The organism is Bacillus pacificus, from assembly GCF_020861345.1.
GTDB classification, from domain to species: Bacteria; Bacillota; Bacilli; order Bacillales; family Bacillaceae_G; genus Bacillus_A; species Bacillus_A pacificus.
This window is the reverse complement of record NZ_CP086328.1, coordinates 2,276,435-2,301,620: the sequence shown is the minus strand read 5'-3', so window position 1 is coordinate 2,301,620 and position 25,186 is coordinate 2,276,435. Positions and strand designations below refer to the sequence as shown.

Sequence of the window (25,186 nt, the reverse complement as noted above, 5' to 3'; positions counted from 1 at the left end):
ACTCCTATTTTCATAGGAGTCTTTTTATACTTCTACGTTACTTTTTAAATTGAGGCGTTTTTTCCTGCTTCAATCTCTAATGACTCTTCATGCCACCAAAGCGTTTCTTCAGGGTCTTCTTTAGCGATTTGGTGTGCTTCTTTCTTCGTTTCTACTGTAGGATATGAACCTTTTAGCGCACGTCCTGATGTTGTAACGAATAGTACACTAAATACAACTAATCCAATAATACTTACACCCGTTAAATAAAATGCCGGTGCGAGCGGGTTACCAGTCGCATGAACTAAGTATGAACATACAAGTGGTGTTGTTCCACCGAATATTGATACAGAAATATTAAATGAGATCGAAAGTGCTCGATAACGTACATCGGTGAAAAAGAGTGATGGTAATAATGAAGGTAATGTTCCTTCATACACACTTAGGAAGAAACCTAATACAAAAATACCTGCAAATATAGCGGCAATATGTCCGTTACCTATTAGTAAAAATGCTGGAATTGCAAATACAGTTAAACCAAGTAAGCCAATTTGCACGACGCGTTTATTACCAATTTTATCACTTAATTTACCGAAATATAGTGCTAGTGGAATCATAAGTGCCATCGTAATCGAAATAATTAATAAGCCAGTTGTTTCTTTGACTTTAAGTACTTGAGTTAGATAAGAAGGAATATACGAAAGAATCATATAATTCGTGATATTAAAGAAGGCGACAATTACTGTGCTTAATAAGAAGTCTTTTTTGTGATATTTCATAATATCCATAAATGAAAATTGTTCATTGTCTTCAGATTCCTCTTGTGCTTTTTCCATTTCTTCAAAGATGGGAGATTCATCTAAATGACGGCGTAAGTATAAACCGACCAAACCAATTGGTGCAGCTATTAAGAAAGGAATACGCCAGCCCCAGCTGAGCATTTGTTCATCTGTTAACAATAACGTCAAAATGGTAACAATTACCGATGCAGCAATGTAACCTGAGAGTGTTCCAATTTCAAGACCACTACCGAGTATACCACGCTTTTTATCTGGAGAAGATTCTGCGATATAAACCATTGCTCCTGAATATTCGCCGCCTGTAGAGAAGCCTTGAATCATTCGGGCAACTAAAAGTAGTATTGGTGCCCATACACCAATTTGTTCATAGGTTGGTAGTAATGCGATGAATAATGTAGAAAGTGCCATTAAAATAATAGTAGTACTTAACACGATTTTTCGGCCGTACTTATCTCCTATTCTACCAAAGAATACACCTCCGATTGGTCGAACGAGAAAGGCTGCTGCAAATGTACCGAATGTAAGTACAAGTTGCAATCCACTATTATCAACACCTGAGAAGAATAATTGACTTAAAATTACCGCTAAATACGCGTATAATCCGAAGTCAAACCACTCCATTGCATTCCCTATACCAGTAGCAACTACTGCTTTCCTGGCTTGTTTAGGATTGACAATATTAACGTCTTGAGGTTCAAAATTTAAATCATTATTTTGTTGCATATAATAAAACAGCTCCTTATTTAATTTAACTTCTTTAAGCACACCTTCTCTTATTGAATAAAATTAATTCGAAGCACTTAAGGAAAATTAACGTCTCCTTATCTGTTATTATTGTTTCACATAATTAATTATTTGTCCAATGAGATGCTCTCTAGGTTAAGTAATTTACTATTTTAAAAAGCTGAAGAAGCCGCTAAAATAGCGACTTCTTCAGCTTTTTATATTTTTTTATATTTTTTTAAATACTTGCTGTAGCAGCTATGTTATGAATACAGGAAATAAACTCATAAGTGAATGCGTCAATTTCCTCTTTCGTAATAATATACGGCGGAAGTAATCGAATAATATTCCCTTGTGTTACATCGACTAACATTCCTTTATTCATTAACTCAATCTGTAATTTCTTCACATTTTCATTCGTGTCATTCACACTTATCCCAAACATCATCCCCGCATGACGCACTTCCTGAATATAATAAGAATTTTCTTTCTGAATGTCTTGCAGTTTGTCATTCAAATATAGTGACGTTTCATAAGCTTCTTGCATTAACCCGTCATCAAGTAATGTATTTAATACAGTTAATCCTAAAGCCGTCCCCATTGATGAATGAGCAAATGTTGTGCCGTGATCTCCTGGCGCAAATACATCACATAACCTTTCACCTACAATAATTCCGCCAAGTGGTATCCCGCCTCCTGCTCCTTTACCAATTTGAATAATATGTGGTGTAATATTGAAATTTTGATACGCGAATAGTTTTCCTGTTCTCCCCATACCACTTTGCACTTCATCAACGATAAGAATGATATTATATTTATCACATATTTTTTGAACACCATGTAAATATTCACGCGATAAAGGATAAATACCCCCGCTTCCTAATACAGGTTCTAACATAATTGCAATTGGATTTTCATGAATAATTGTTTCTTCTAATTGCTCTATATTCTCGCGCTCAACTTCATATACCGGGATCGATGTTTTAGGGAAATTTTGATATACACTTTCTTGTCTCGTAAAATGAAGTGCTCCTAACGTACGCCCGTGGAAACTATTCTTCAGCACTACAATTCCTTCACGTTCTTCATGCGTAATAGCTCTATATTTATCAATTAATTTCAACGTTGTTTCTGTCGCTTCCGTACCAGAGTTTGTAAAAAAGACCTTTCCGTTTTTTAAAGAGCAATCAACTAATTTCTTTGCATACTCAATTGCAACTGGGTTTAAAAAATGAAACGGTAGATGCAACGACTTCGTAGCTTGATCCATTGTCGTTTGCACAATTTTCGGATGATTGTATCCTAATACATTTACGCCTACACCAGAAAATAAATCTAAATACTCTTTACCATCCACATCATACAGCTTACACCCTTCTCCTCTTTCTATCGCAAGCTTTGTACGACAGTACGTTGACATCATATACTCTTTATCTAATTGAAACCAATCCGACATGTTACATTCCTCCTAGTTATTCTCCCTGTTTTATTTCTGTTCATTTTCTATAAAGTCATGTATAAATTCATTTTTAAGATTGAAATTTTAATAGTAATGTTCTTCCCGATATTCATTTTTCCATAATTTCTTCTATTTCAACAGGTCCACTACATACGCGTTTTTCTCATCTAGCGGTCTGTAACTAGTTTGAACTTAGCGTGTTATACATAATCAAGGCTATAAAATCATATTTAGTAACAATGGACAAAAAAGATTTGGAGGCTATATTGATGGATGAAAACTATGATAAACAGAGGCAATCTTTACTAGGGAAAGACTTTAATGATAATGAAGAACGTAATGAACAAGCTATACTTCACTCTCAAACAGTTGGTTCACGTGGACCTGTTCTAGAGCAAGATAGTGTGCTTCACGAGGCGTTACAACAATTTATTCACGAAAAAATTTTAGAAAGACCTGTTCATGTAAAAGGATTTGGTGCATTCGGTTATTTTCAAACGATCTATCCAATGTCTGAACATACGAAACTAAGTTTTCTACAACATTCTAATGAGAAAGTTCCTGTTATGGTACGATTTTCACTAGCTGTTAGTACGAAAGGAACACCTGATACTTCTAGAAATGTACGCGGTTTTTCTACAAAATTTTATACAAAAGAAGGTATTTTCGATCTATTATGTAATCACATTCCTGTCTTTTCTGTACGCGATCCGATGCGTTTCCCTGAAACAATTCAAGCGTTGTCACCTTCACCTAAAAATAACTTAATAGACCCTAATAGATTTTGGAGCTTTGTCGCTAGAGCACCTGAATCCATACATTTCGTTGTCCGTTTGTACTCTGATAATGGTACGGCCAAAAGCCTTCGCCACATTCCAGGACATAGTGTAAATACATATGTTTGGAGAAATGCAGAAGGTAATCGAAAGTATGTAAAGTATCATTGGTACCCATTTGAAGGTGTACAATTCATTACTAGCGAGGAAGCAAATAAACTGGCTGCCGAAAACCCTGATTATAGCGGGAAAGATTTATATGATGCAATTGCAAACGGTAAACCAGTGGAATATGGTTTATATGTCCAGCTCATGGACCCGAAAGATGAAGCGCATCTTTCTTACGATCCTTTAGATGATACAAAAATATGGGATGAAAAAGCGTATCCTCTTATACCAGTCGGCAAAATGGTATTAAATAAAAACCCTGAAAATTATATGGAACAAGTAGAAAAAGTCGCTTTCTCCCCTTCTAATTTACTAGACGGTGCAGAATTATCAGATGATAAAATGTTGCAAGGGCGAGCTAACATTTATAGTGATTCCCAAAGAAGACGAATTGGACCTGAATTCCGCAAATTAACGATTAATAAGCAACAAAATTGGACACCTGCTAATCAAATAACGAGCGGTGACGGAAGGTACGTTGATGGTAAACTTGAGAGAACTTCTATATCAAAACAAGATGACTTTACGCAGGCTGGCGAATTTTATGCGATGTTAAAACCGATAGAAAAAGAACATCTTGCTGAAAACTTAGCTGGTGATTTGAAAGTTATATCCGATGATATTAGGAAGGTCGTTTTAGAGTATTTTCATAACGTGTCTGTTGATTTGGTGAAGAGGATTGAAAGTGCGATGCAAAAGCTTTAAGTATATAAAAAACGTCATTTTTAATAATTAAAATGACGTTTTTTTATAACCATTTTTTATGATTTCTATGATAACTTCAAGCTATCATTTGTAGTTTTTGTATAAGTAGGAATTACCGGTGCAGGAGTATCCCCACGATTTGCATATTGAATAAAGTCCCTTGCTGGCGCTGGTGTATCTCCTCTATTTGCATATTGAATAAATTGGGATCCGCCAAAAGCGATTGTACCAATAAATGCAATGCCCACCAAAAATATTTTGATTTCTTTTATCATATTAACGCCCCTTTTTCCATTGATTTTTTTTGCGACACTGTACTTTGATAAAAATATTCACTAGCTTTTTGATAATTATTTTCCTCATGAAATTTTATTGCTAGTTTTTCAGTATATTCACAAACAGCATCTGATAGATTATTCTGTTCAAAATATTGAATACCTTCAATTACAACCCTCTCTAGGTCATTTGTATTTGATAATTTGTTCATTTGTTCAAGGATTAAAAATCTATGGAGGTATTCTTTATTCCCCATTTCCTTACTCACATTTATTCCCCGATTAATAAGTTCTTCTGCACGCACTGCTTCTCCCAACTTAAAGTGTGCTTCAGCCTCTGAAAAAAGCGCACGTGCATGATTAGCTATTTTACTGTTTACTTCTGACAAATGGCGAATTGCAGATGGTAATAGATTTTGATTTTCATATAACCAGCCTATGTTGCTCCGTACACGCAGTAATAACTCTTCTTGAGATTCTCTTCGTAATATATCAATAGCAGCGTCAAAACTTTCTTCTGCTAAATTATATTGTTTTAAATCTATACACGATAATCCGTAAACGTTTTTACACAACGCAACAAGTACATTATATTCTTTATGTTTTAAAAAAATATTTTTAGCCTCAGTTACTCTCTCGATCGCAAGTAGGGGTTGATAAGTTTGATACAAGTAAGTTGCTTGTCTATACATAAACTCAGCTTTCTCAAATTCATTTAAATCACTCGGCATGAATTCTTCAGCTTGTTCAAAATGTATTTTTGCAACATTATAGTCACTTACTATCGTTCTATGTATTCCCTTAAAGAAGTGATAATAAAATTGAATTGAATTAGCTTCAGATAAATTCATTAAATCAATATGATCAAATGATCTCTTATTAATTGAAAGCCCATCTGTAAGCACTTGATATCTAAAGTTAAATAATTCTAAATAATATTTTTGATCCAAATTTAATTCATTTTCATTAATTCTTTTATTTAATTCTGTTTTGATTTGTAATGCTTCGTTTCTGTTACATCTTATAATATTTTCATACCATTTCTTTAATAAACTATTAATTTCCTCATTTGTGTTTGTAATCAAACTCTTCCCCCTCTTTCATGCTTAATAATTATATTTTATCTCAATTAAATCATACACGTCCTATAGAATTAATTGATAAAATTAATTCTGAAAATTCAGTAAATTACAAAGGAATTCTATTCAAACTAAAAATAAGCAACCATATTTACATAAAATAATATGATTGCTTGCTTCTTATCATTTATTAACAAAAACTCTTTCCTTTAAAATTATCGTTGTATTATTTTATATTTTGGTACTCATTTCTCTTTTTCATATAATCTTTTTCACATTGTAACGGCTTAAATTTCACTTTTTTCCCTTTCTTCTTTTTCGTTTTTATAACGAGCCATTCCCCTTTTTCAACATCTAGGTTTAAGTGTTTCATTACATTTATATTATCTTTTTCTTTATAAAGTAAAAATGCTTCTTGCGCCCTCACAAATAAGCTGGGCTGCTCGCTAAATCCACCACTATCATAAATTTTAGTTAGCGAATTATAATAAGAATCATTTTCCCTTCCACCATACATCAAATGGGCAGCCTCCAGATCTCTTTTACTTACTTCCCAAAAACTATGTTCATCAATATTTAAATTAAATGTGGATTTAATGTCCTGTATTATATTCTTCACATACTTTTCATCTCGAATTTTCCTTTCTTCAAGACAATCCGAAGATAACCTTGGTGCATCTGATTGGGAATGTACAACGTGTTGTATTGATACACACAGAATAAATATGCTTAAAATGTATAATGTTTTTTTCATATTTACATATCACCTCAAATGATTTATATACTGTATCATTTGAGGCTTACAATATTCTTATGCTAGAAATGAGAAAGATCCTATAAAATAAATCTTTCATAGGATCTTTCCGTCTAATATTGATTTATTACATTCACCGGCGAAGCAACTACCCTTCCACTTTTTACGTCATATAGCCCTATAGGCGTTACCCGTATAAAAGGCAAGTGCGTCGCAGAAAAGAATAAAATTGTAAATGCTGGATCATCATACGCGTAGCCACGCTCTTGCAATAATTTCACCATCTGTTTCTCTTCTTGTATTAATTCACTCATTTTTAAATTAGACATAATCCCGAGCAATGGTAATGCTATTTCATGTATTACTTCATTCTTTTCAGCTATGGCCATTCCCCCGCCAAGCTCTTTTATCCTATGAAAAGCTGTAAGCATATCTCCTTTACTCTTTCCAATAAGAATGATGTCACCTGTACCAGAATAAGAGCTAGCAAGCCCACCTAGTTCTTTCGCAAAACCTTTCACAACTGTATTCACTCGCCAACTGCCATCACGAGCAATCATCATAAGGAAACATTCATCATGATCTGTGGACAATTCATCACAGTCTATGTTGATTTCACTAGCATATGGCTTTGTTATAACGTTATTTAATAAGTGTATCCCCGTTTTATTAGAGAAAGTCATATCCTCTTTTTCTATGGACCAATCTAAGGATAATGGAGTTACTTTACATTTACTCCAGTCTATACGTAATGCTTCATGTGTATTTACACCGTCACGCTTCACCCATTTCCCCTTTGCAATAACGCTTGTTGGTACTGGGTTTTCTTTATTTTCTAAAATATTGATATTGGCAATTCTCCCTGTTGCAATCGAACCATGTATATGCTCCATATTATAATAACGAGCAATATTATAACTTGCCATATGATACGCATCTATTACTGGAACACCTTGCTTTATAGCAATAGTAATCATTACATTCGTCATTCCGTTTTCATAAAAGGACGGATGGGAACCGTCTGTTGTGAAAATGAATCTATCAAATTGCTTCACACCTAATTCTAGTAATTCTTTCAGTAAAACTTCTAAATCTGGTCGGATCGAAGAGTTTCGAAGAGAAACAGTGTAACCTTGCATAAGACGAGTTAACGCCTCTTGTCCTGTCATCGCTTCATGATCACAGTCTGTACCTAACAGTTTTAATTTTGCTAACGTTGCTTCTGATGCTCCTGGGAAATGTCCTTCTACTTTTTTCTGTAATCGCTTTGTTTCCTGCACCCAAGTTAGCATTTCATCATCGCCATGTAATAATTTTGGCCATGCTGTTAGCTCTCCTCCTTGAAGAACTGCTTCATGCTGTAGCCACTCTATTATTTCTTCACGATTAAATAAAGATTCCCCATTTTGCAATTCAGTTTGTCCATCAAAACGGCACCACCAATACATGCTAGCTGGAATCTTTTTAAATTCATCTAATAAATGAAACGATTCTTTACGCTTTAATGTGAAAAATAAAGTTAAATTATCATTAATAAAAGTTGTTGTTCCAAATTGCATCGCATGATTCGCTAACGTCTCTGGATTATATAATTGATATGGATGTGCATGCGGTTCTATGTAACTAGGAACTATATACTTTTCATCACAATCAATGATTTCACATCCATATAGTTGCTCTGGCAACTTTTCTCCTACATATATAATACGGTCATCATAAATCCAAATATTTGCTTGCATCCATTCACGTATATAGGAATTTAAGTATGTTGCATTCTTTAATAATTTGTGTGGACTTCGTATACCGTCTATTATTTCAACATGTTCTCGTAATTGCTTGTTACTCCATTTAAAATGAGTTTTTTCCATTGTATTCAACTCCATTTTTATATTAGTTAAGATTGGAAATAATTAATTAACTAAAGTATCATTCATTTTATATCCCCTTACATTTCCCCCTATTAAGTATTTTATATTGAATAGTTTTAAAAACAACAATTTTCATAATTTTCTTTTTGTGTCAGTTCATTTCTACCCCCTATTGAAACATGATTATTATTATGAAAGTGTTTTACTTTCACTTTTGATAGACTGATGAGTATTTTATAAGCTAAAAAAGACATCCATCTTAATAGGATGGCATGTCCTTTTTAACTTATATTTCTGATAAGTTTATACTATGTCGAAGCTGATTTAAAAATACATTGGCCGCTTTTGAAAACACTTGATTCTTTTTCCAAATAATATTTAAGTTTGCTTCTAATTTAGGCTGTAATGGTTTAAAACAAAGTTTACTGTTTCCTGACGTGTTGATTATTTTATCTATACATAATGCATATCCAATACCTTCTTCAACCATAAGTGCTGCGTTATAAAGCAAATTATATGTTGCGATGATATTTAAATTATCTATACTTTGTCCAAACCATCCTGTTAATTCATTACTAACAGTAGCTTGTCGTGAAATGAATAGTGGTTTATCTATTAAATCCACTGGGCTAATAACTTGTTTATCAGCTAAAGGACTATCTTTACACATTAATACCCCCCAAGTGTCTTTTGCTGGCAATTGTACATATTCATATTTTTGCTTATCTGTTGGCTCTATAACGACACCAAAATCTAATAATCCACTATCTAATTTACTCTTAATGTCATCAGCATTTCCACTGTACAAATGAAATCGAATACTTGGATAGTCTTTTATTAATCCTTTTAATGTTTTTGCAATAAGATGCATCGCTTCAGTTTCACCAGCACCAATATAAACTTCCCCGCTTATCATTTCTTTTGAATCTTTTAAGTTCGCTTCCGTTTTATCTGCTAAATCGACAATTTCCTTCGCTTTTTTAAATAAGTATTTCCCCTCTTCTGTTAAAGAGATTTTTCTATTTCCTCTTATAAATAAATCTGTTCCTAATTCCATTTCTAAATCTTTCAATTGCCTTGATAATGTAGGTTGCGACAAATGTAATTGTTTTGCAGCTGCTGAAATACTCTCTTCATTTGCTACAGCAATAAAATAGCGTAACACTCGAATTTCCACGATATCCTCCTTTTACATATAGCTAATAAGCATATGAATGTATTTAATATAGGTATTTGATATTGGAATCGTATCATTTTATGATTGCATTGAAAAGATTAGCGTTTTAGAGGGAGAGTATAACAATGGATATGAAAAATTTTATAAATTTTTGTAAGGCAGGCAATCCTATTTCAGGCGAGAATAAAGAATTACATGATTTACTAGTTCAAAGTAGCTATGAAGCTCAAAAGATAACAATGAAATTAAATACATCTTATTATTCTAAAAAAGAGATTGTAGCGATATTTAGTGAATTAACAGGTAACAACATTGATCCATCTTTTATGTGCTTTCCACCGTTTCATACAGACTTTGGTAAAAATATTACGATTGGAAAAAATGTATTTTTTAATACTGGATGTTCTTTTCAAGATAGGGGCGGAATTCATATAGGAGATAATAGTATGATCGGTATGAATGTGACAATTGCCACACTTAATCACGGGCTAACTTTAGAAACTAGAAACACGACATACGCTTCCCCTGTTACAATTGGTGAAAATGTATGGATTGGGTCTAGTGCAACCATACTACCTGGTGTGACTATAGGAAACAACTCAGTTGTCGCTGCAGGTGCAGTTGTTACGAAAGATGTGCCTGAAAATACTGTCGTTGCAGGAGTACCTGCAAAAGTTGTGAAAGTCATTCAGAACGATTGAAATTAAATTCTTATTTATATCAAAACAGAACGTGTTTATTACTAAACACGTTCTGTCAAATATTTTATAACTTATATTCACTTTACCAATCTGCACTAGCATTCTTACCATTTAAATGAATAGCGGCCATAATACTGGTTCTTACGTCAGCAGTATATTTAGAAGTATGAGTATACTGTATCCTCCGGCAAAATTATGATTTTTATGATTAACAAATACGAGACGAACTAATGATATTATGGTCGTTTAAAATAATACGAACACTAGCAATTAATACCGAAATATTCCGCCTCGTTAATAGCTCCCTATACGATCCAACTATAGTTAATTGCCATTCGCTTTCTCTTCATCTATTTATTAAATTCAACTTGCATCATTTTATCAAACTGTGTAAGAATATCAACTGGACCTAAAGAGTTAACATTGACAGCAAATGTATGCTTGCCTCCAATTACTCCACCAGCAAAAGTCATAAATCCAGGAATTGATCCTCCGTGCCCCCATACTGAGACACCATTTGGAAGTTTAGTCTCATAGATTCCAAGACCATATCCATCACCAACCCCTTTTCCTTCTACAGGAACTGTAGTAATCATTTCTTTTAGCTCGCGTTCCTTCAGTAACTTACCACCGAGTAAAGATGAAAAGAACTTGTTTAAATCATCAGCATTAGAAATCATATCTCCAGCTGCATTAGCTAAACTCGGATTATAATACGTAATGTCTTTCAACTCGCCTGTTTCTTCCATTTTCACATATCCACGAGCATGATTCTTTCCTGGGATGACGGGTGAATTTCCTGGTAAAAACGTATTTGACAAATCCAAAGGTTCAATAATTCGATTTTCAATTTCTTCCGCATAACTATTACCAGTTATTTTTTCAATTAGCATTCCCAATATTACATATCCTGTGTTTGAATACAACCAATCTTTGCCCGGCGAGAAATCTGGAGGCAGAGAAAGGCCTATTTTCACTATTTCTTCTGCTGTATACGTTTTTTTCGAATTCATTACGTCAGCGTCTTTTGATTTTAAATATTCAGCGATACCACTCGTATGGTTCAATAGTTGACGTATCGTAATTTGATTACCATCATACCCATTCCCTTGAATAAGACCTGGTAGCCACTTCTCAATTGGTTCGTCAAGTTGTACGCGATTTTCTCCTACTAATTGAAGGACAGTCGTGGCGGTAAAAGTTTTTGTCACACTACCAATCCGAAAGCGATAATCCGATTTCACCGGTTTCTTTGTACTTAAATCCGCCACGCCAGCAGTATAACTATTAATTTTCCCTTTATTAGACGTCTTAGCTAATACCCCTGGCGCCCCAATTTGTATAGTTTCCTGCATTACTTGTTTCCAGCCATTCCGATTCTTTTGATCATGTACTTTTGACGAATTCGAAATACTTTGAGTAGACTCTGCCTTCACAGTAAAACCAGGTGTAAATAGAGTAGTACCCGCTAATAAAACTGTCAAACTCGCTAACTTCATTGAATTACGTTTTTTCATAAAATTCTCTCCCCTATTCCTATCGTATTGATTCAAGCTATACTTTTATCCTATATGATAAAACTCTCTTTTTTCTTATCCATTCCTTACGAAATACTTACTCTTAAAATTTAACAACAAGAAAAAAGTAATGTATGAAAATAAAAGAGAACGTGTTTTCAATTTATGAAAACACGTTCTCTTTTATATTTAAAACCCTATATCATTTTTTTAGTTTATTCACTTTTACCATCCTGCACTAGCGTTCATGCCATTTCCGATAATAGAAAGTAATAGTGGCCATAATACTGGTGCTAACGTAAGAAATAAATTTAGCAATATAAGTATTCTATATCTCCTAGGAATATGGTGATTTTTACGATTAACAAATACTAAAATCACTAATAATATTATCGTCATTACAAGTAAAAGTAATACTAACAACCAATACCAAACCATTAGACTGAGACTCCATGGCTGTAATAGCTCGTGTACAATACCAAAGGTAATTCCCAATACTGCAAAACTAAAGATAGTAACTGTGGTTTTAATAAACAATTTACTTAATTTTTTATCGTATGTATACTTACAATATAAATCTATTAACGTGTATAAAGATAAAAATGCCATTAATACACCTACCCAAGACAATAACCAGTCTCCACCTCCTCTAACTAATATAAACAGAAACCAACACATCCCTGCTGCAGAAAAAATAAAGGAAAGGAGTATGTTTTTCAATACCGGTTTCATTCTATTTTCACACCCTTACAAAAATTTAAATATAAATTATATTTTTTTATTTACATGATACCCGTAATTGGTTTATCTCTTTTTCATTCTATACTGATGATGCGAAGATAAACTCACAAAAAATGTAACGAACAATACTCTACTAAGGCTACCTTTTTCCATTGGTAGCGATATAAAAAAGTAAGTATACATTACCACGTAATTAAATATAAGTAAATAAAATTAATTTACAGTTAATTTCATTTACTTATATTAACTTCAAACCTTCCCGTCTCGCTCTATCCATTGCACAGTCTTTTCCACATCTAACTCTGTATACGTCTTTTCTCCATAACGGACAGACTCATATATCGGAATAATATCTCGCGTTCTACAAATTCTGCTTAACCATTGTTGCATCGTTTCATAGGACCTTCGCTGTTCGTGAAATGGTAAAGTTCTTTCCCATTCAACTAACGTTTTCCTTATCGTATCTTTAGGCAACGGCTGTTCAAACTGATGCATCACTTTCTTATTCTTTTCGGTTCTATCCGTATTTTCTTTTGTTATCGATTGTTTATCCTGTTCTATTTCTGATTTCTTTACCTTTTTCCTCATTAATTTATAAAAAACATATAAAATGACCACTGCAATAATTACACAAAAAACGACACTAATCCATGAATTTGAAAGAACAGAAAACACATCAGTCCATGAATTTTTTCGTACAAAAAGTGGAATTTTCCTATCTATTTTTGTTTTTGTATCTACAACTCCTGTTTCTTCATCTATAATTCTTTCAGGTTCATCAAACTGTGAGTCTACACTAGTAAAATCATAATTTCTTTCTGATATTGTCTCCGTCTTACTAGAAAAAAGGCCTTTTACTATGTCTTGTACATGCACAACACCTTGTGAAAACGTTATCGCACTAACCGTAAAGAAAAGTAGTATTAATACTCTAACACTCCACAACTTTACTTTCATATGTCTCTCTTTATTAACCATGACATAAACCCCTTCTTATTCTTTAATTACAACCCATCTATTCGTTCTGGTGTATTTCCTTGGGGAAGTACCAAGAATTAAAGGAACTGCATCCAATTCTTTTCGACGAAAGCCTGCTGTGTAAAAATAAGTGGAAGATACAGGAGTATCTTGGTCCGATATTGAGGCAAGTACTTTTAATACATTTTGCAAATGTTTCCGGTTATGACCGTTCTTTATATGCAACAATCCATTATCTTTTACACTATTGATCCAAACTTCAAATGAACAGTTTTGCATGAGCAGTTGTTTACATATGCCTGCTGTTAATTCAATTAATTCCTCTGTATCATTTCTCAAAGAAATACCGCTTTTATTTTGCAAGTTGAGATATATCGCATATTTATCTGATTGTGTTCGCTCGTACTTTTTCGCGATTATCGTCCCTGTTTTCGCTGTTGCACTCCAGTGGATAGAACGAAAATCTTCATTTTCATACGACTTCACTCCCATTACTTTCGTTTCATCATATAAGGGTGATGACATCGCTTTTCGAAATCCTCGTGACCATTCTTGTAATTCAGGAACTTGCATTTTCGGAACAGCTGGTAAAACTAAATAGGACGGCGTTTCAACTTGTTTATATGTAATATGGTTCGTTGTGAATCCAAAAGGATCCGTAATGACAATTTCTACTTCTTCCCATTTCGCAATTCCTCTTTTTACAGCTACAGCTTGCAAATCAAATGAAACTGACTCTCTTCCTTTTAAATTAAAATTCATATAATAATTTGAACCTGTATTCGTATTTTTGTTTATTTCATCATGATTCCAAGTTAGCTTATTTTCACATTTAAATCGAAATACGATATTGAAAATAGGGAATAACGACTTGTTTGAAATTTTTACTTTGCACACATTCGCTTCACCTATAAAAACGTTTGAATTCCCTTGACTGTATTCCCATTCAACACGAGATACTTTACGTATGTACACATGCATCGCACCTATTAAAATTACATACAAAAATACGAGAGATAAAAAAAGTAGATTACTTGAAAATATACATAAAATAACGGCTAGAACTGACATAACTCCCATTACGAAAGGCTCCGCTAAAGGTGTATACACACGTTGTTGATTCATCGTACATTCTCCACTGGCACATTAATTGTATGAAGAATTTCTTTCATGATTTGTTCTTTCGTCGTTTTCATCTCCCCTTCAATCGTTAACGTTAAACGATGAGCGCAAACCGATGCAGCGAGTGTCTTAATATCATCTGGCGTACAATAATCTCTTTCATTTAATATTGCCCTTGCTTGAATCGCTCTCATAAATGCCAATGTCCCCCGCGGGCTTACTCCAATTTCAATTAACTCATGTTTACGCGTTGCCTCAATAATTTCAAGTAGATAATCTTGCACATCATTCCCTACTAACACTTCTCTTGCTCGTTTTTGCATCTTAATAATTTCTTCACTTGAAATAATAGAATGTAACGTTTCTAATGGATCATTCATTTGAAACCGATTCATCATTTCCTTTTCAGCTTCTCTCGTAGGATAACCTTGGCGTATTGTGAGTAAAAACCGGTCTAACTGAGCATCTGGCAACGGAAATGTGCCCGCTGATTCGAGTGGATTTTGCGTAGCTATAACTAAAAAAGGTTCTGGTAAGGAATGCGTCTGTTTCGCAATTGTAACAGTACGCTCTTCCATAACTTCGAGTAACGAAGATTGCGTTCTCGGTACAGCCCGATTAATTTCATCCACCAATACTATATTTGCAAAAATAGGACCTAACCTCGTTTTAAACTCCGATTCCTTCACATTAAAATATTCAAGGCCAATAACATCTCCAGGCAAAGTATCCGCTGTGAATTGAATTCTTTGAAATTTAGCGTCCACACTTTTAGCCAAACTTTTCGCTAATGTTGTTTTTCCTGTCCCCGGTACATCCTCTAATAAAATATGCCCTCTTGCTATAAGAGCTATAGCTGCAAGTTCAATCGCTTCATCTTTTCCTATAATAACCTTCGAAATATTGTTCGTAATTTTCTTTAATGTACTCATATATCAACCTACCACCTTTAAATTTTCTAAAAATTAAGAATATATACTTTCCAAATTATAACATATGAAACTAAGTTGAAACAGAACAACAAGCAAACTTATATTTTTTCTTTACTCCACGTAAAAAAGCACCTATTGTCCTCTGTTGACAATAAAGTGCTTATCTCACGTGATTTTCATATTGGGCATTTGACACCTTATATACATTCATTATTTTACTATTTCACCCCAAATATCAACATCACATTCATTTAAAACCGCTTTAATTTTGTCCTTCTCAAATACTACTAAATAATTATACGGTAAGGTTAGCACTTGAATAATTGCAGGTTTCATTTTTAATAATTGGTAGGCGTATATGATTTCCAATTTTCCTGATACTTCTTCATTGATAGGACCTATATACCAACCTGAATCACCTTCATCACAACCACTAGATCTTTGTAAATACACCTCTTCTTGTTGCAACACATTTTTCGCTATCACAATCTTATCGTTAAATTTTATTAATTGTCCCTCTATTTATATTCTCCTTCCATTTAACTAGTAACGCTTTATATAATCGTTCAGAACGTTTCTCGATCTTATTATTGGCATTTCCCATAAATTCAAAAATTCGGCTTTGAACAATTTGATTTTTTTTAATTTCCGATAGTTCGTGAGCCTCCACTTTATTAAACGAATTTGGCAATGGGTATTCAAAACAATGCCCCTTCCATAACTCTAATTTATCATCAATAAAGTCTTGCATATAATAATCTGTTACGAAAGTATCGAAAGAACGACCTAAAAAACTTTGTAGTGACATTAATGTTAAATCCCAATAATCTCTAGTTGCAATAGCACGCCCAACGTTAAATCCTTTAGGCAATAATGTCATGTTTCCTATTGTATGTGTCACTGTAGCAAAACGCATAACATCGGGATGATTATTGATATTTTCATAATGATTAAACACTTTTTCAGACAATAACCATTCATACCTTAACAGCTTTAAGGCATTTTTTTTAATTGATTTAGGCTTCACACCAACACCACGATTATTACAGAATACATTAAAATCACTTTTCCAAAATGACTTATCACTTGATAGCAATAAAAGCCGGTACGTTTGATAAAAAGAATTCATAGTATCTAAATCTAAATTGTTCAAGTTTTTATTTGCATATATTTTAGAATATATCTCTAAAACAAGATCACATCTATCACAGTCAAATTTTTCTTTTACTCCGTATAAAATTCTTTCTTGATAATCTTTTTTGTACAAAATATTTTTTTTACAGGATGTAATTCTTTTTGCACTTCAAATGATGGTGAAATATTTTTAAAATCAAAGTAAATTACTTCATTTTTATCTAATTCAATAAAATCCGCCAATCTCAATTCAACAGCCTTCTTTCCCTCTACTTTTTAGTAACTATACGCCTTTTTTTCAACGCCTGCATTGTTTTCAATTAACTAGTAAAATGTATTCTAACATTACATATGATGACAACCATTTCAATTTGTTCGTTATAGAACTTCCTCTACATCGACACTCTCTATCTTCACTTCATACATATTTGGGATATTTACTTCTTTTGGTACCCATGCATAATAATTTTGATCATTCTCTAACATAAATTGAACTAACTTTGTTTCTGAAACATTCCAGAAATTTTTAAGATTATCGATGTAGTCCTCTAAATCCTCTTTATAGTCCAATTGTAATATATAATCTCTTACCGTCAGGGCAAACACAATTAAACTTCCTAATAGATTTTTTTGCTCATTTTCTTCTTCATACTCTTGTGGTAAGAACCACACTTGACCTATTCCTATCGTTTTTTTGTATTTTTCATAAAAACTACTATCCTCCATATTCTCATAGTCATGGATCAATTCATTGACCAATGAATGCCATTTTGGCGGAATAATATTTTCCAATGCAGGATTATTTTCAATTCCTTCTACTATATCCTCTATTTCTTCTGTCTCATCTTCATAGTGATATTCACTTAGATCTATATGCTTAAATTTCATTTCATTTTTATAATGTGCCAAATCATATGGATAATGGTTATTACCTTTTAAACTTGTATCATCAAGTTCGAGTATCTTTACTATTGCAGCTGTCTCAAAGCTCCAATACCCCACATATCCAGGTTCTTTATGCGCATTTTTCCATTCATAATCATAATGGCCTTTAAACCATTCTTTCTCCATGTACGTTTGTAATCTTTTAGATGCTTCTTTTTTATCTGTTTGTGCAAGTTCTATAATCTCTCTCGTTTTTGCATATGGATTTTCTTTATAATATCTATTCGTCACTTTTGTGTATCCGATATCACTAGCGCATAAGAGGAAATCAATTACTGCGTCATTCATATTTTCCTTCTCAACTATCTTTTTTAATCTTTCTAAATTCCTTTTATCCGTTTCTAGCAAAATCCCTAAGGAAATCATCCAAATCAGACTTAAATATCCAATTTCCCTACTTCCTGTATTCTCTAAATCATGAATTGCATTATGAAAATCTTCTTCTATTACACTAACATCTTCCCCTAAAGAATACTTTGCCCTAATATCCTCCATCTCATATCTAAAATTGGCTAGATATGTCCCTTCTATAATACTCTTATTATCTTTAGAATATCTTTGAATTCCATTTTTAGTATCTTCTTCTAAACTTTTAATATCTTCTCTATTTTCCTCTATAAACTCTTTATGATATTCAATTCCTTCTCTACACTTTTCTTCTATACATAAATAATCTCTCATACCATTCAATTCCTCCTAGCTTCTAAATTATGGCCATTCTCCAACGATGTTACCCTTTGCATCTATCTTAAATGTTTTAACCTTTCCACTACTATCAACTTTTGATAATACTCTTTCAACTTTACCTCTTTTCAAGGCTTTCGTAATCTGTTCAGCTAATACTTCATCTCCCTCAACAGCTTTTAATATTCTACTTTTTCCAGTTTCAGAACCTTTCAACCAATCATTTGACATTTGTCGTCCATCTTTAGTTTTTCCTAATTGTGAACTACCAAATTTAGCTTCATCTATAACGTATTTGATCTTTGACTCTGTATTTGTATTTTCGTATAATCCATCAATTCCTTTTACTATTTTATCATTTATACCTGACGGTGCACTTTTTCCGACTGGCTTTAAATCAAATCCAGCTTCTTTTAAACTTTGATTATTCAATAAATTGTCATTAGATTTTATTTCACCATAATTACCTTTTTTTGCTTTTTTTCATAATATTTTTCTTGGCTTCTACAACTTTTAATTGATGTTCATTTAAGTTTCTAGCAACATAATGCTCTCTGCTACTTTATCAACTTGAACGATACCCTAAATAAAAAGCACTTGTTGCCTTTAGTCGACAATCAAGTGCTATAAGTACATATTTCTGTTACAAGCGTAATTAAATATTTTTTGATTATTTTAATAATAATTATCTCTTTGTACTAATATTATTTTTTCGCATAGAGAATTTATTCATTTTTAAAATGAACCATGTCATAAGGATAATAAGAAATATCTTTTAATATACTATCATCTAATCCTAAAATTTTCATAATTGCTCCACTTTCAAAACTCCAATAACCAAAATATAATTTTTCTTAATGTTTATGGCATTCATACCATACCATACCATACCATACCATACCATATTATTATGCCCAACATACCATTGCCCTAACAAGTATTTTTTCATGAATTCACAAGATTTTGTATTATCATTACACAAAATAACATTAATCAGACTTTTAAATGGCTTTTCAAATAACCAGCTATATTTTCGAACTGTAATCACTTCTTAAAAACTACTAATCTACCTCTATTATTTGTATCCCTTCTTTGGTTTCTGGACAATCATTAATGCTTCTTTTTAATACTCATCTTCAAATAAACAATTATATATAGTAACACCTGTTTCCTTTAACTCTAACGAAACATCCTCCACTTCAATACTTAACGTTTCTTTATCAAGATTCTTTATTCCGTTACTATCTAATAATTTTAAAATACTACTTCCTATTTTCTTAGATTCATCATTGTATGGCGAGGACTCTTCAACTAGCTCGATTGTACCATTAGTGTATCTATATCTTAAATATTTAACCACTGCATATGGCGCGATTGCCGAAATCATTAGCATTACACAATTAATTTCTGATTGCTTCCGAACATACTCACTGAATTCTACACTACCAAAACGAAATTTCACATCTAGTGGTAGAAGAATGTAAGAAAAACATGATGAATAACTAAAATCAGTAATATTATCAACGTTTATATTTGATATTTTATTAATTTCTCCATCCCAGAAATGTTTATCAACAAATTTCCCCAAAACATATTGGAAATCACCTTGTTTATATAATTTATTAACAACTTTTAGTATCTCATCACTCATAATTATTCTCCTTTATTGTACAGGGTATCCATGTATATTTCCTTTACCATCCATATGAACCTTTACCCTCGTTTCTCCATTTGGACCTATTGGTTTTCCAAAATCATGTACTCTAACACTTCCATCTGGCTTTACTGGTGTTCCTTTCACCCATGCTTCTTGTGTCTCTACTACTCCATTCTTCCCTGCTCCCCACTGCGATTTGGTTGAGACATTATTCCCATGACCAGGAACATGTTTACCTTGTTTTCCTGCATCAACTTTTGGAGCCCCTGAAACGCCAGCATCAACATGTCCTTGACTTGCTAGTTTATCATTTTTTCCAATGTTCCCTGCTACACTGGCTCCCTGGCCACCATCACCAGTACCCTTACCTCCACCAGAAGACTGGATTCTTTGAAGAGTATCCTTAGCATTTTGAATCGATTTATCCCATACAAATCCACCATGTGCAAAAAGACTAGCCCCAGCAGCTGTTGCTGCTATATCTAATGGAATAACAATTGGTGATGCTAACCCACCAGTTCCTACTTCTGCGACGATAGTTAAGAAATTAGATCCACCTATGAGCGAAATACCTTCAAACATTTCTACAATGGACCCGGCTATTGATATAACATTTCCAGCCAACCTTCCAGCTTGGTAAGTTGTCTTACTTTCTAATTTATCATTCTCATGTGGTTGTAGTCCAAAAAAGTTTTCTAGTGCTGCATCACCAGCACCTTGAAAAAATTCGATAACTCCATGCAAAAATGTTTGCGCATAAATGGCTGTTTTTTCATGCCATGATCTATTGTCTTCCTGCTCTTGTAAGTTAAATTGTTGTTTTTGCAAAGTAATTTGTTTCATCTCGGTTTGACGAGCTTGTTCTTCTATAATCCCCTGAATAGAACTCACCCAATCCATATTCAACCCTTGTGTACTAAACATCCCACTCACAGGACTAAATCCTTTCCCGCTTTGCACTTCAGCGAGTCCGGCTGTGATGCTAGCCGCTAATTGGAGGGCGGTGCTGTAGTTGTTGCTGGATGAATGAATGATTGATTGAATTCATTAAACACGCTACTTACTTTACAGAACCATTCGTAAATACAAAAATAGTGGTAGTTGGATTCTCCAAACTACCACTATTTTTTAATTTTTCATTCATTAAATTCCGTATAAATTAATTTTTTAACGTTACTCATGATGCGTAATATTTCGATATGTTCGTTATAGAACTTCCTCTACATCAACACTCTCTATCTTCACTTCATACATATTTGGGATATTTACTTCTTTTGGTACCCATGCATAATAATTTTGATCATTTTCTAATATAAATTGAACTAACTTTGTTTCTGAAACATTCCAGAAATTTTTAAGATTATCAATGTAGTCTTCTAAATCTTCTTTATAGTCCAATTGTAATATATACTCTCTTACCGTCAGGGCAAACACAATTAAACTTCCTAATAGATTTTTTTGCTCATTTGCTTCTTCATACTCTTGTGGTAAGAACCACACTTGACCTATTCCTATTGTTTTTTTGTATTTTTCATAAAAATTACTATCATCCATATTCTCATAGTCATGGACCAATTCATTAACCAATGAATGCCATTTTGGCGGAATAATGTTTTCCAATGCAGGATTATTTTCAATTCCTTCTACTATATCCTCGATTTCTTCTGTCTCATCTTCATAGTGATATTCACTTAGGTCTATATGTTTAAATTTCATTTCATTTTTATAATGTGCCAAATCATATGGATAATGGTTATTACCTTTTAAACTTGTATCATCAAGTCCGAGTATCTTTACTATTGCAGCTGTCTCAAAGCTCCAATACCCCACATATCCAGGTTCTTTATGCGCATTTTTCCATTCATAATCATAATGGCCTTTAAACCATTCTTTCTCCATATACGCTTGTAATCTTTTAGACGCTTCTTTTTTATCTGTTTGTGCAAGTTCTATAATCTCTTTCGTTTTTGCATATGGATTTTCTTTATAATATCTGTTCGTCATGTTTGTGTATCCGATATCACTAGCGCATAAGAGGAAATCAATTACTGCGTCGTTCATATTTTCCTTCTCAACTAGCTTAGCTAAACTTACAAGATTCTTTTTCTCCGTCTCTAATAAAATTCCTAGAGATATCATCCAAATTAGATTTAAATATCCAACTTCATTTTCCCCTATATGCCTCAAATCAATAAGAGCGTTGTCAAAATCTCCTTCTATTGTATGGATAGCTTCTCCTAGGGAATATTTTGCAATAATATCCTCTAACTCATAATTAAAGCTTGATAAGTAGGTTCCTTCTATAATACTATTATTATCCTTAGAATATCTTTGAATTCCCTTTTTCTCATCTTCTTCTAAACTTTTAATATCCTCTTTATTTTCTTGAATAAACTCTTTATTATATTCAATTCCTTCTCTACATTTTTCTTCTATAATTAAATAATCTCTCATACTATTTGATTCCTCCTAGCTTCTAAATTATGGCCATTCTCCAATAATATTTCCCTTTGCATCTAATCTATATGTTTTTACTTTTCCGGTACTATCGACTTGTGATAGTACTCTTTCTACTTGATTTCTTTCCAGCGCTCTTTTAATCTTATCTGCCAATTTCTTATCTCCATCAACAGCTTTAAATATTCTACTTTTTTTGGTCTTCGCACCATTCAACCAATCATTTGACATTTGTCGTCCATCTTTAGTTTTCCCCAATTGTGAACTACCAAACTTAGCTTCATCTATAACATATTTGATCTTTGATTCTGTATTTGCATTTTCGTATAATCCATCAATTCCTTTTACTATTTTATCATTTATACCTGTTGGTGCACTTTTTCCGACTGGCTTTAAATCAAATCCAGCTTCTTTTAAACTTTGATTATTCAGTAAATTGCCACTAGATTTTATTTCACCATAATTACCTTTTTGCTTATTTGTAGCTGTTTTTGCATCAAAATTATCTACAGTTGTGTTTTTTTACTGCTAGGTTTACCGTTAGCCGTACCCTTAATAGATACTTTAACACAAACTTAAAAATCCACAGTGTAAAAAATTTATCACTGTGGATTCTTACATTTATTTTTCTTGATAATGCACCATATCATAAGGGTAATATAAAGTATTTCTTAAACTTGAATCATCTAATTTTAAAATCTTTGCGATTGCTCCACTTTCAAAACTCCAATAACCAAAATATAATTTTTCCTGGTGTTTATGGCATTCATACCATCCCATATCATTATGCCCCACATACCATCGCTCTAACAAGTATTCTTTCATGAATTCACAAGATTTTGTATTATCATTACACATCATGACATTAATTAGACTTTTAAATGGCTTTTCAAATAACCAATTACTGTTTTGATAGTTCACTTCTTCATTTCTATAATGAATGATAAAATTATATAAAAAATCATTCACCTTATGCTTTTCTACTAATTTTGCAAGAATATCAAATGTATTTTTATCAATCTCCAGCATAATACCTATAGAAAGCATCCACAACATATCTTCATAAAGATTAATATCCCAAAATCCCTCCATTTTTCCGGCTATTAATTTATAGTCGTCTATCAAGGATTCTATTGGTTCCCCCATAGAATATTTGGCTATTAAAATTTGATATTCTAAATCATATACCTTCTTTCTCACATTTAAAATCCTATCTTCTCGCACTTCATTATTGCGTAATTTTGTTTCAAATTTATTTATTCTATCTTCTTCTTCAGAAATATACTCCAAAAAATATTCTTTGTCTTTAAGTGTATCCCTTAGCATTTCTAAACAACCCTTCTTATTTTTTTATAGTTCTTGCATCATCTAACTTTTTGGTTATAATAGAGCCGTCTTCTTTAATATTAACTAGTATCTTATCATATCCCTCTAACAAAATATCATCAGCAGCATCCTTTCCTACTGCTTTCTCTAGCCTAATCTTTCCCTCTACCCAAGTATCGCTCATCTGTCTTCCATCTTTAGTTTTACTTAGTTTAGCACCACCATATTTAGCTTCGCCGATTATATATTTCGGAGGTGGGCCCTGATTATAATAAACCCCGGCTATTCCTTTAACTATTTTATCATCTAAACTCGTTACTCTATCGTTACTAATTCTATCAAAACCTTTACTTTCGAAATGAACATCCATTTTCATTTCTCCATAATTACCTTTTTGTTTATTAGTTTTAAGTTTAACGTTACCATTTTCTACTTCGTTTATAATTTCTTTTTGCTTTATTTTAACTTGTTGTACATTATTTATTGTCTTAAAGTTTACTCAGGCTCTTACCAGCTTTATATTTGTTATCTCCATCAACAGCTTTCAATATTCTACTTTTTTCAGTATTCACACCTGTCAACCAACCATCTGACATTTGTGGTCCATCTTTAGTTTTTCCTAATTGTGAACTACCAAACTTTGCTTCATCAATAACATATTTGATCTTTGATTCTGCATTTGCATTTTCGTATAATCCATCAATTCCTTTTACTATTTTATCATTTATGCCTGATGGTGCACTTTTTCCGACTGGCTTTAAATCAAATCCAGCTTCTTTTAAACTTTGATTATTCAATAAATTGTCACTAGATTTTATTTCACCATAATTACCTTTTTGCTTATTTGTAGCTGTTTTTGCATCAAATTTATCTACAGTTGTGTTTTTTTACTGCTAGGTTTACCGTTAGCCGCACCCTAAATATCATCCTTAGCCCCTTTAACTCAACCAATTTCTTCCTAAAGCTTTGAAATCTTACTTTGAGTATAGGCTTTCGTCTCTTTATGACTTAAGGTGATTGCCTCTTCAAATATTAACTACTATAATTACAAGTAAATTAAAACAAACTTAAAAAGAATGAATTCTTTACTATACAGAATTCATTCCTCACTAGTTGCTTAAAATATTTATCTAACTCTTTAGGTTTAATTCACATTCAATCTCCCCTAAACATACATTAAATCTCCCTCCATATTTTTAAATTCCTAAGAATGATGGAAAGCTAGCATC

General features: G+C 32.8%; 24 protein-coding genes and 5 pseudogenes. 2 read left to right on the top strand and 27 right to left on the bottom strand.

All coding sequences use genetic code 11. The features are described from left to right. Positions 1 to 44 precede the first annotated feature (44 nt). Positions 45 to 1,502 (bottom strand): MFS transporter, encoded by a 1,458-nt coding sequence (locus LMD38_RS12020; protein ID WP_001186945.1) that lies wholly within the window; start codon positions 1,500 to 1,502, stop codon positions 45 to 47. 238 nt (positions 1,503 to 1,740) lie between these two features. After that, on the bottom strand, positions 1,741 to 2,958 hold the full coding sequence (locus tag LMD38_RS12015) for an aspartate aminotransferase family protein (RefSeq protein ID WP_062821692.1): 1,218 nt from the start codon (positions 2,956 to 2,958) through the stop codon (positions 1,741 to 1,743). Positions 2,959 to 3,230: 272 nt separating this feature from the next. On the opposite strand from LMD38_RS12015, the gene LMD38_RS12010 reads away from it, so the two are divergent. Then, the gene (locus tag LMD38_RS12010) at positions 3,231 to 4,610 is read left to right on the top strand and encodes a catalase (protein WP_062821693.1); all 1,380 of its coding nucleotides are present in this window, start codon (positions 3,231 to 3,233) and stop codon (positions 4,608 to 4,610) included. 65 nt (positions 4,611 to 4,675) lie between these two features. Here LMD38_RS12010 and LMD38_RS12005 read toward each other — a convergent pair whose 3' ends face one another. The 5 genes from LMD38_RS12005 to LMD38_RS11985 form a co-directional block, all read right to left on the bottom strand. Then, on the bottom strand, positions 4,676 to 4,885 hold the full coding sequence (locus LMD38_RS12005; protein WP_062821694.1) for a hypothetical protein: 210 nt from the start codon (positions 4,883 to 4,885) through the stop codon (positions 4,676 to 4,678). Beyond that, on the bottom strand, positions 4,882 to 5,970 hold the full coding sequence (locus tag LMD38_RS12000) for a response regulator aspartate phosphatase (RefSeq protein ID WP_073530519.1): 1,089 nt from the start codon (positions 5,968 to 5,970) through the stop codon (positions 4,882 to 4,884). Before LMD38_RS12000 ends, LMD38_RS12005 begins: the two co-directional genes overlap by 4 nt. Before the next feature lie 220 nt (positions 5,971 to 6,190). Then, positions 6,191 to 6,718, bottom strand: coding sequence for a hypothetical protein (locus LMD38_RS11995; RefSeq protein WP_062821695.1), 528 nt, complete (start codon positions 6,716 to 6,718; stop codon positions 6,191 to 6,193). A 113-nt stretch (positions 6,719 to 6,831) separates the two neighbouring features. After that, positions 6,832 to 8,586, bottom strand: a complete 1,755-nt coding sequence (locus LMD38_RS11990; RefSeq protein ID WP_062821696.1) for an adenine deaminase C-terminal domain-containing protein — start codon at positions 8,584 to 8,586, stop codon at positions 6,832 to 6,834. A gap of 286 nt (positions 8,587 to 8,872) precedes the next feature. Then, positions 8,873 to 9,763: a LysR family transcriptional regulator gene (locus LMD38_RS11985; protein WP_062821697.1), complete on the bottom strand. Its 891-nt coding sequence runs from the start codon at positions 9,761 to 9,763 to the stop codon at positions 8,873 to 8,875. Positions 9,764 to 9,888: 125 nt separating this feature from the next. Here LMD38_RS11985 and LMD38_RS11980 point away from each other — a divergent pair, with 125 nt between their 5' ends. Further along, positions 9,889 to 10,464: a sugar O-acetyltransferase gene (locus LMD38_RS11980; protein ID WP_062821698.1), complete on the top strand. Its 576-nt coding sequence runs from the start codon at positions 9,889 to 9,891 to the stop codon at positions 10,462 to 10,464. A 144-nt stretch (positions 10,465 to 10,608) separates the two neighbouring features. Here LMD38_RS11980 and LMD38_RS11975 read toward each other — a convergent pair. The 20 genes and pseudogenes from LMD38_RS11975 to LMD38_RS11885 form a co-directional block, all read right to left on the bottom strand. Next, positions 10,609 to 10,710 (bottom strand): annotated as a pseudogene (locus LMD38_RS11975) (DUF3902 family protein); the annotation flags it as partial. Between the two features lie 104 nt (positions 10,711 to 10,814). Continuing rightward, positions 10,815 to 11,981 (bottom strand): serine hydrolase domain-containing protein, encoded by a 1,167-nt coding sequence (locus tag LMD38_RS11970; RefSeq protein ID WP_061184284.1) that lies wholly within the window; start codon positions 11,979 to 11,981, stop codon positions 10,815 to 10,817. A gap of 225 nt (positions 11,982 to 12,206) precedes the next feature. Further along, positions 12,207 to 12,713, bottom strand: coding sequence for a DUF3902 family protein (locus LMD38_RS11965; RefSeq protein WP_062821699.1), 507 nt, complete (start codon positions 12,711 to 12,713; stop codon positions 12,207 to 12,209). Between the two features lie 258 nt (positions 12,714 to 12,971). Then, positions 12,972 to 13,700, bottom strand: coding sequence for a hypothetical protein (locus LMD38_RS11960; RefSeq protein WP_062821700.1), 729 nt, complete (start codon positions 13,698 to 13,700; stop codon positions 12,972 to 12,974). A gap of 15 nt (positions 13,701 to 13,715) precedes the next feature. Continuing rightward, complete coding sequence (locus tag LMD38_RS11955) at positions 13,716 to 14,825, bottom strand: DUF58 domain-containing protein (protein ID WP_061182880.1); 1,110 nt, start codon at positions 14,823 to 14,825, stop codon at positions 13,716 to 13,718. After that, positions 14,822 to 15,754 carry an AAA family ATPase gene (locus LMD38_RS11950; RefSeq protein ID WP_061182879.1) on the bottom strand — a complete coding sequence of 311 codons (933 nt, stop codon included), beginning with the start codon at positions 15,752 to 15,754 and terminating at the stop codon, positions 14,822 to 14,824. The genes LMD38_RS11955 and LMD38_RS11950 overlap by 4 nt, the downstream gene beginning before the upstream one ends. A gap of 210 nt (positions 15,755 to 15,964) precedes the next feature. After that, a pseudogene (locus tag LMD38_RS11945) lies at positions 15,965 to 16,276 on the bottom strand (immunity protein Imm33 domain-containing protein); the annotation flags it as partial. Continuing rightward, positions 16,251 to 17,021: a hypothetical protein gene (locus tag LMD38_RS11940; RefSeq protein ID WP_227585643.1), complete on the bottom strand. Its 771-nt coding sequence runs from the start codon at positions 17,019 to 17,021 to the stop codon at positions 16,251 to 16,253. The gene LMD38_RS11940 and the pseudogene LMD38_RS11945, both read right to left, overlap by 26 nt. Further along, positions 16,979 to 17,137, bottom strand: coding sequence for a hypothetical protein (locus LMD38_RS11935; RefSeq protein WP_227585642.1), 159 nt, complete (start codon positions 17,135 to 17,137; stop codon positions 16,979 to 16,981). Before LMD38_RS11935 ends, LMD38_RS11940 begins: the two co-directional genes overlap by 43 nt. 129 nt (positions 17,138 to 17,266) lie before the next feature. Next, the gene (locus LMD38_RS11930) at positions 17,267 to 18,514 is read right to left on the bottom strand and encodes a PoNi-like cognate immunity protein (RefSeq protein ID WP_228920326.1); all 1,248 of its coding nucleotides are present in this window, start codon (positions 18,512 to 18,514) and stop codon (positions 17,267 to 17,269) included. Between the two features lie 27 nt (positions 18,515 to 18,541). Next, positions 18,542 to 18,949, bottom strand: coding sequence for a hypothetical protein (locus LMD38_RS11925; RefSeq protein ID WP_033678444.1), 408 nt, complete (start codon positions 18,947 to 18,949; stop codon positions 18,542 to 18,544). A 293-nt stretch (positions 18,950 to 19,242) separates the two neighbouring features. Further along, positions 19,243 to 19,326 carry a hypothetical protein gene (locus LMD38_RS28615; RefSeq protein WP_021728820.1) on the bottom strand — a complete coding sequence of 28 codons (84 nt, stop codon included), beginning with the start codon at positions 19,324 to 19,326 and terminating at the stop codon, positions 19,243 to 19,245. After that, complete coding sequence (locus tag LMD38_RS11920) at positions 19,323 to 19,565, bottom strand: PoNe immunity protein domain-containing protein (protein WP_267479039.1); 243 nt, start codon at positions 19,563 to 19,565, stop codon at positions 19,323 to 19,325. Before LMD38_RS11920 ends, LMD38_RS28615 begins: the two co-directional genes overlap by 4 nt. Before the next feature lie 75 nt (positions 19,566 to 19,640). Further along, positions 19,641 to 20,168 (bottom strand): hypothetical protein, encoded by a 528-nt coding sequence (locus LMD38_RS11915; RefSeq protein WP_001278747.1) that lies wholly within the window; start codon positions 20,166 to 20,168, stop codon positions 19,641 to 19,643. 12 nt (positions 20,169 to 20,180) lie between these two features. Further along, a pseudogene (locus LMD38_RS11910) lies at positions 20,181 to 21,203 on the bottom strand (hypothetical protein); the annotation flags it as partial. A 177-nt stretch (positions 21,204 to 21,380) separates the two neighbouring features. Continuing rightward, positions 21,381 to 22,628, bottom strand: a complete 1,248-nt coding sequence (locus tag LMD38_RS11905) for a PoNi-like cognate immunity protein (protein ID WP_062821701.1) — start codon at positions 22,626 to 22,628, stop codon at positions 21,381 to 21,383. Between the two features lie 27 nt (positions 22,629 to 22,655). After that, a pseudogene (locus LMD38_RS28705) lies at positions 22,656 to 23,185 on the bottom strand (hypothetical protein); the annotation flags it as partial. A 67-nt stretch (positions 23,186 to 23,252) separates the two neighbouring features. Then, complete coding sequence (locus tag LMD38_RS11895) at positions 23,253 to 23,957, bottom strand: PoNe immunity protein domain-containing protein (protein WP_228920322.1); 705 nt, start codon at positions 23,955 to 23,957, stop codon at positions 23,253 to 23,255. Between the two features lie 16 nt (positions 23,958 to 23,973). Beyond that, positions 23,974 to 24,327 carry a cytosolic protein gene (locus tag LMD38_RS11890; protein WP_228920321.1) on the bottom strand — a complete coding sequence of 118 codons (354 nt, stop codon included), beginning with the start codon at positions 24,325 to 24,327 and terminating at the stop codon, positions 23,974 to 23,976. A gap of 157 nt (positions 24,328 to 24,484) precedes the next feature. Continuing rightward, positions 24,485 to 24,864: pseudogene (locus LMD38_RS11885) on the bottom strand (cytoplasmic protein); the annotation flags it as partial. Between the last annotated feature and the right edge of the window lie 322 nt (positions 24,865 to 25,186).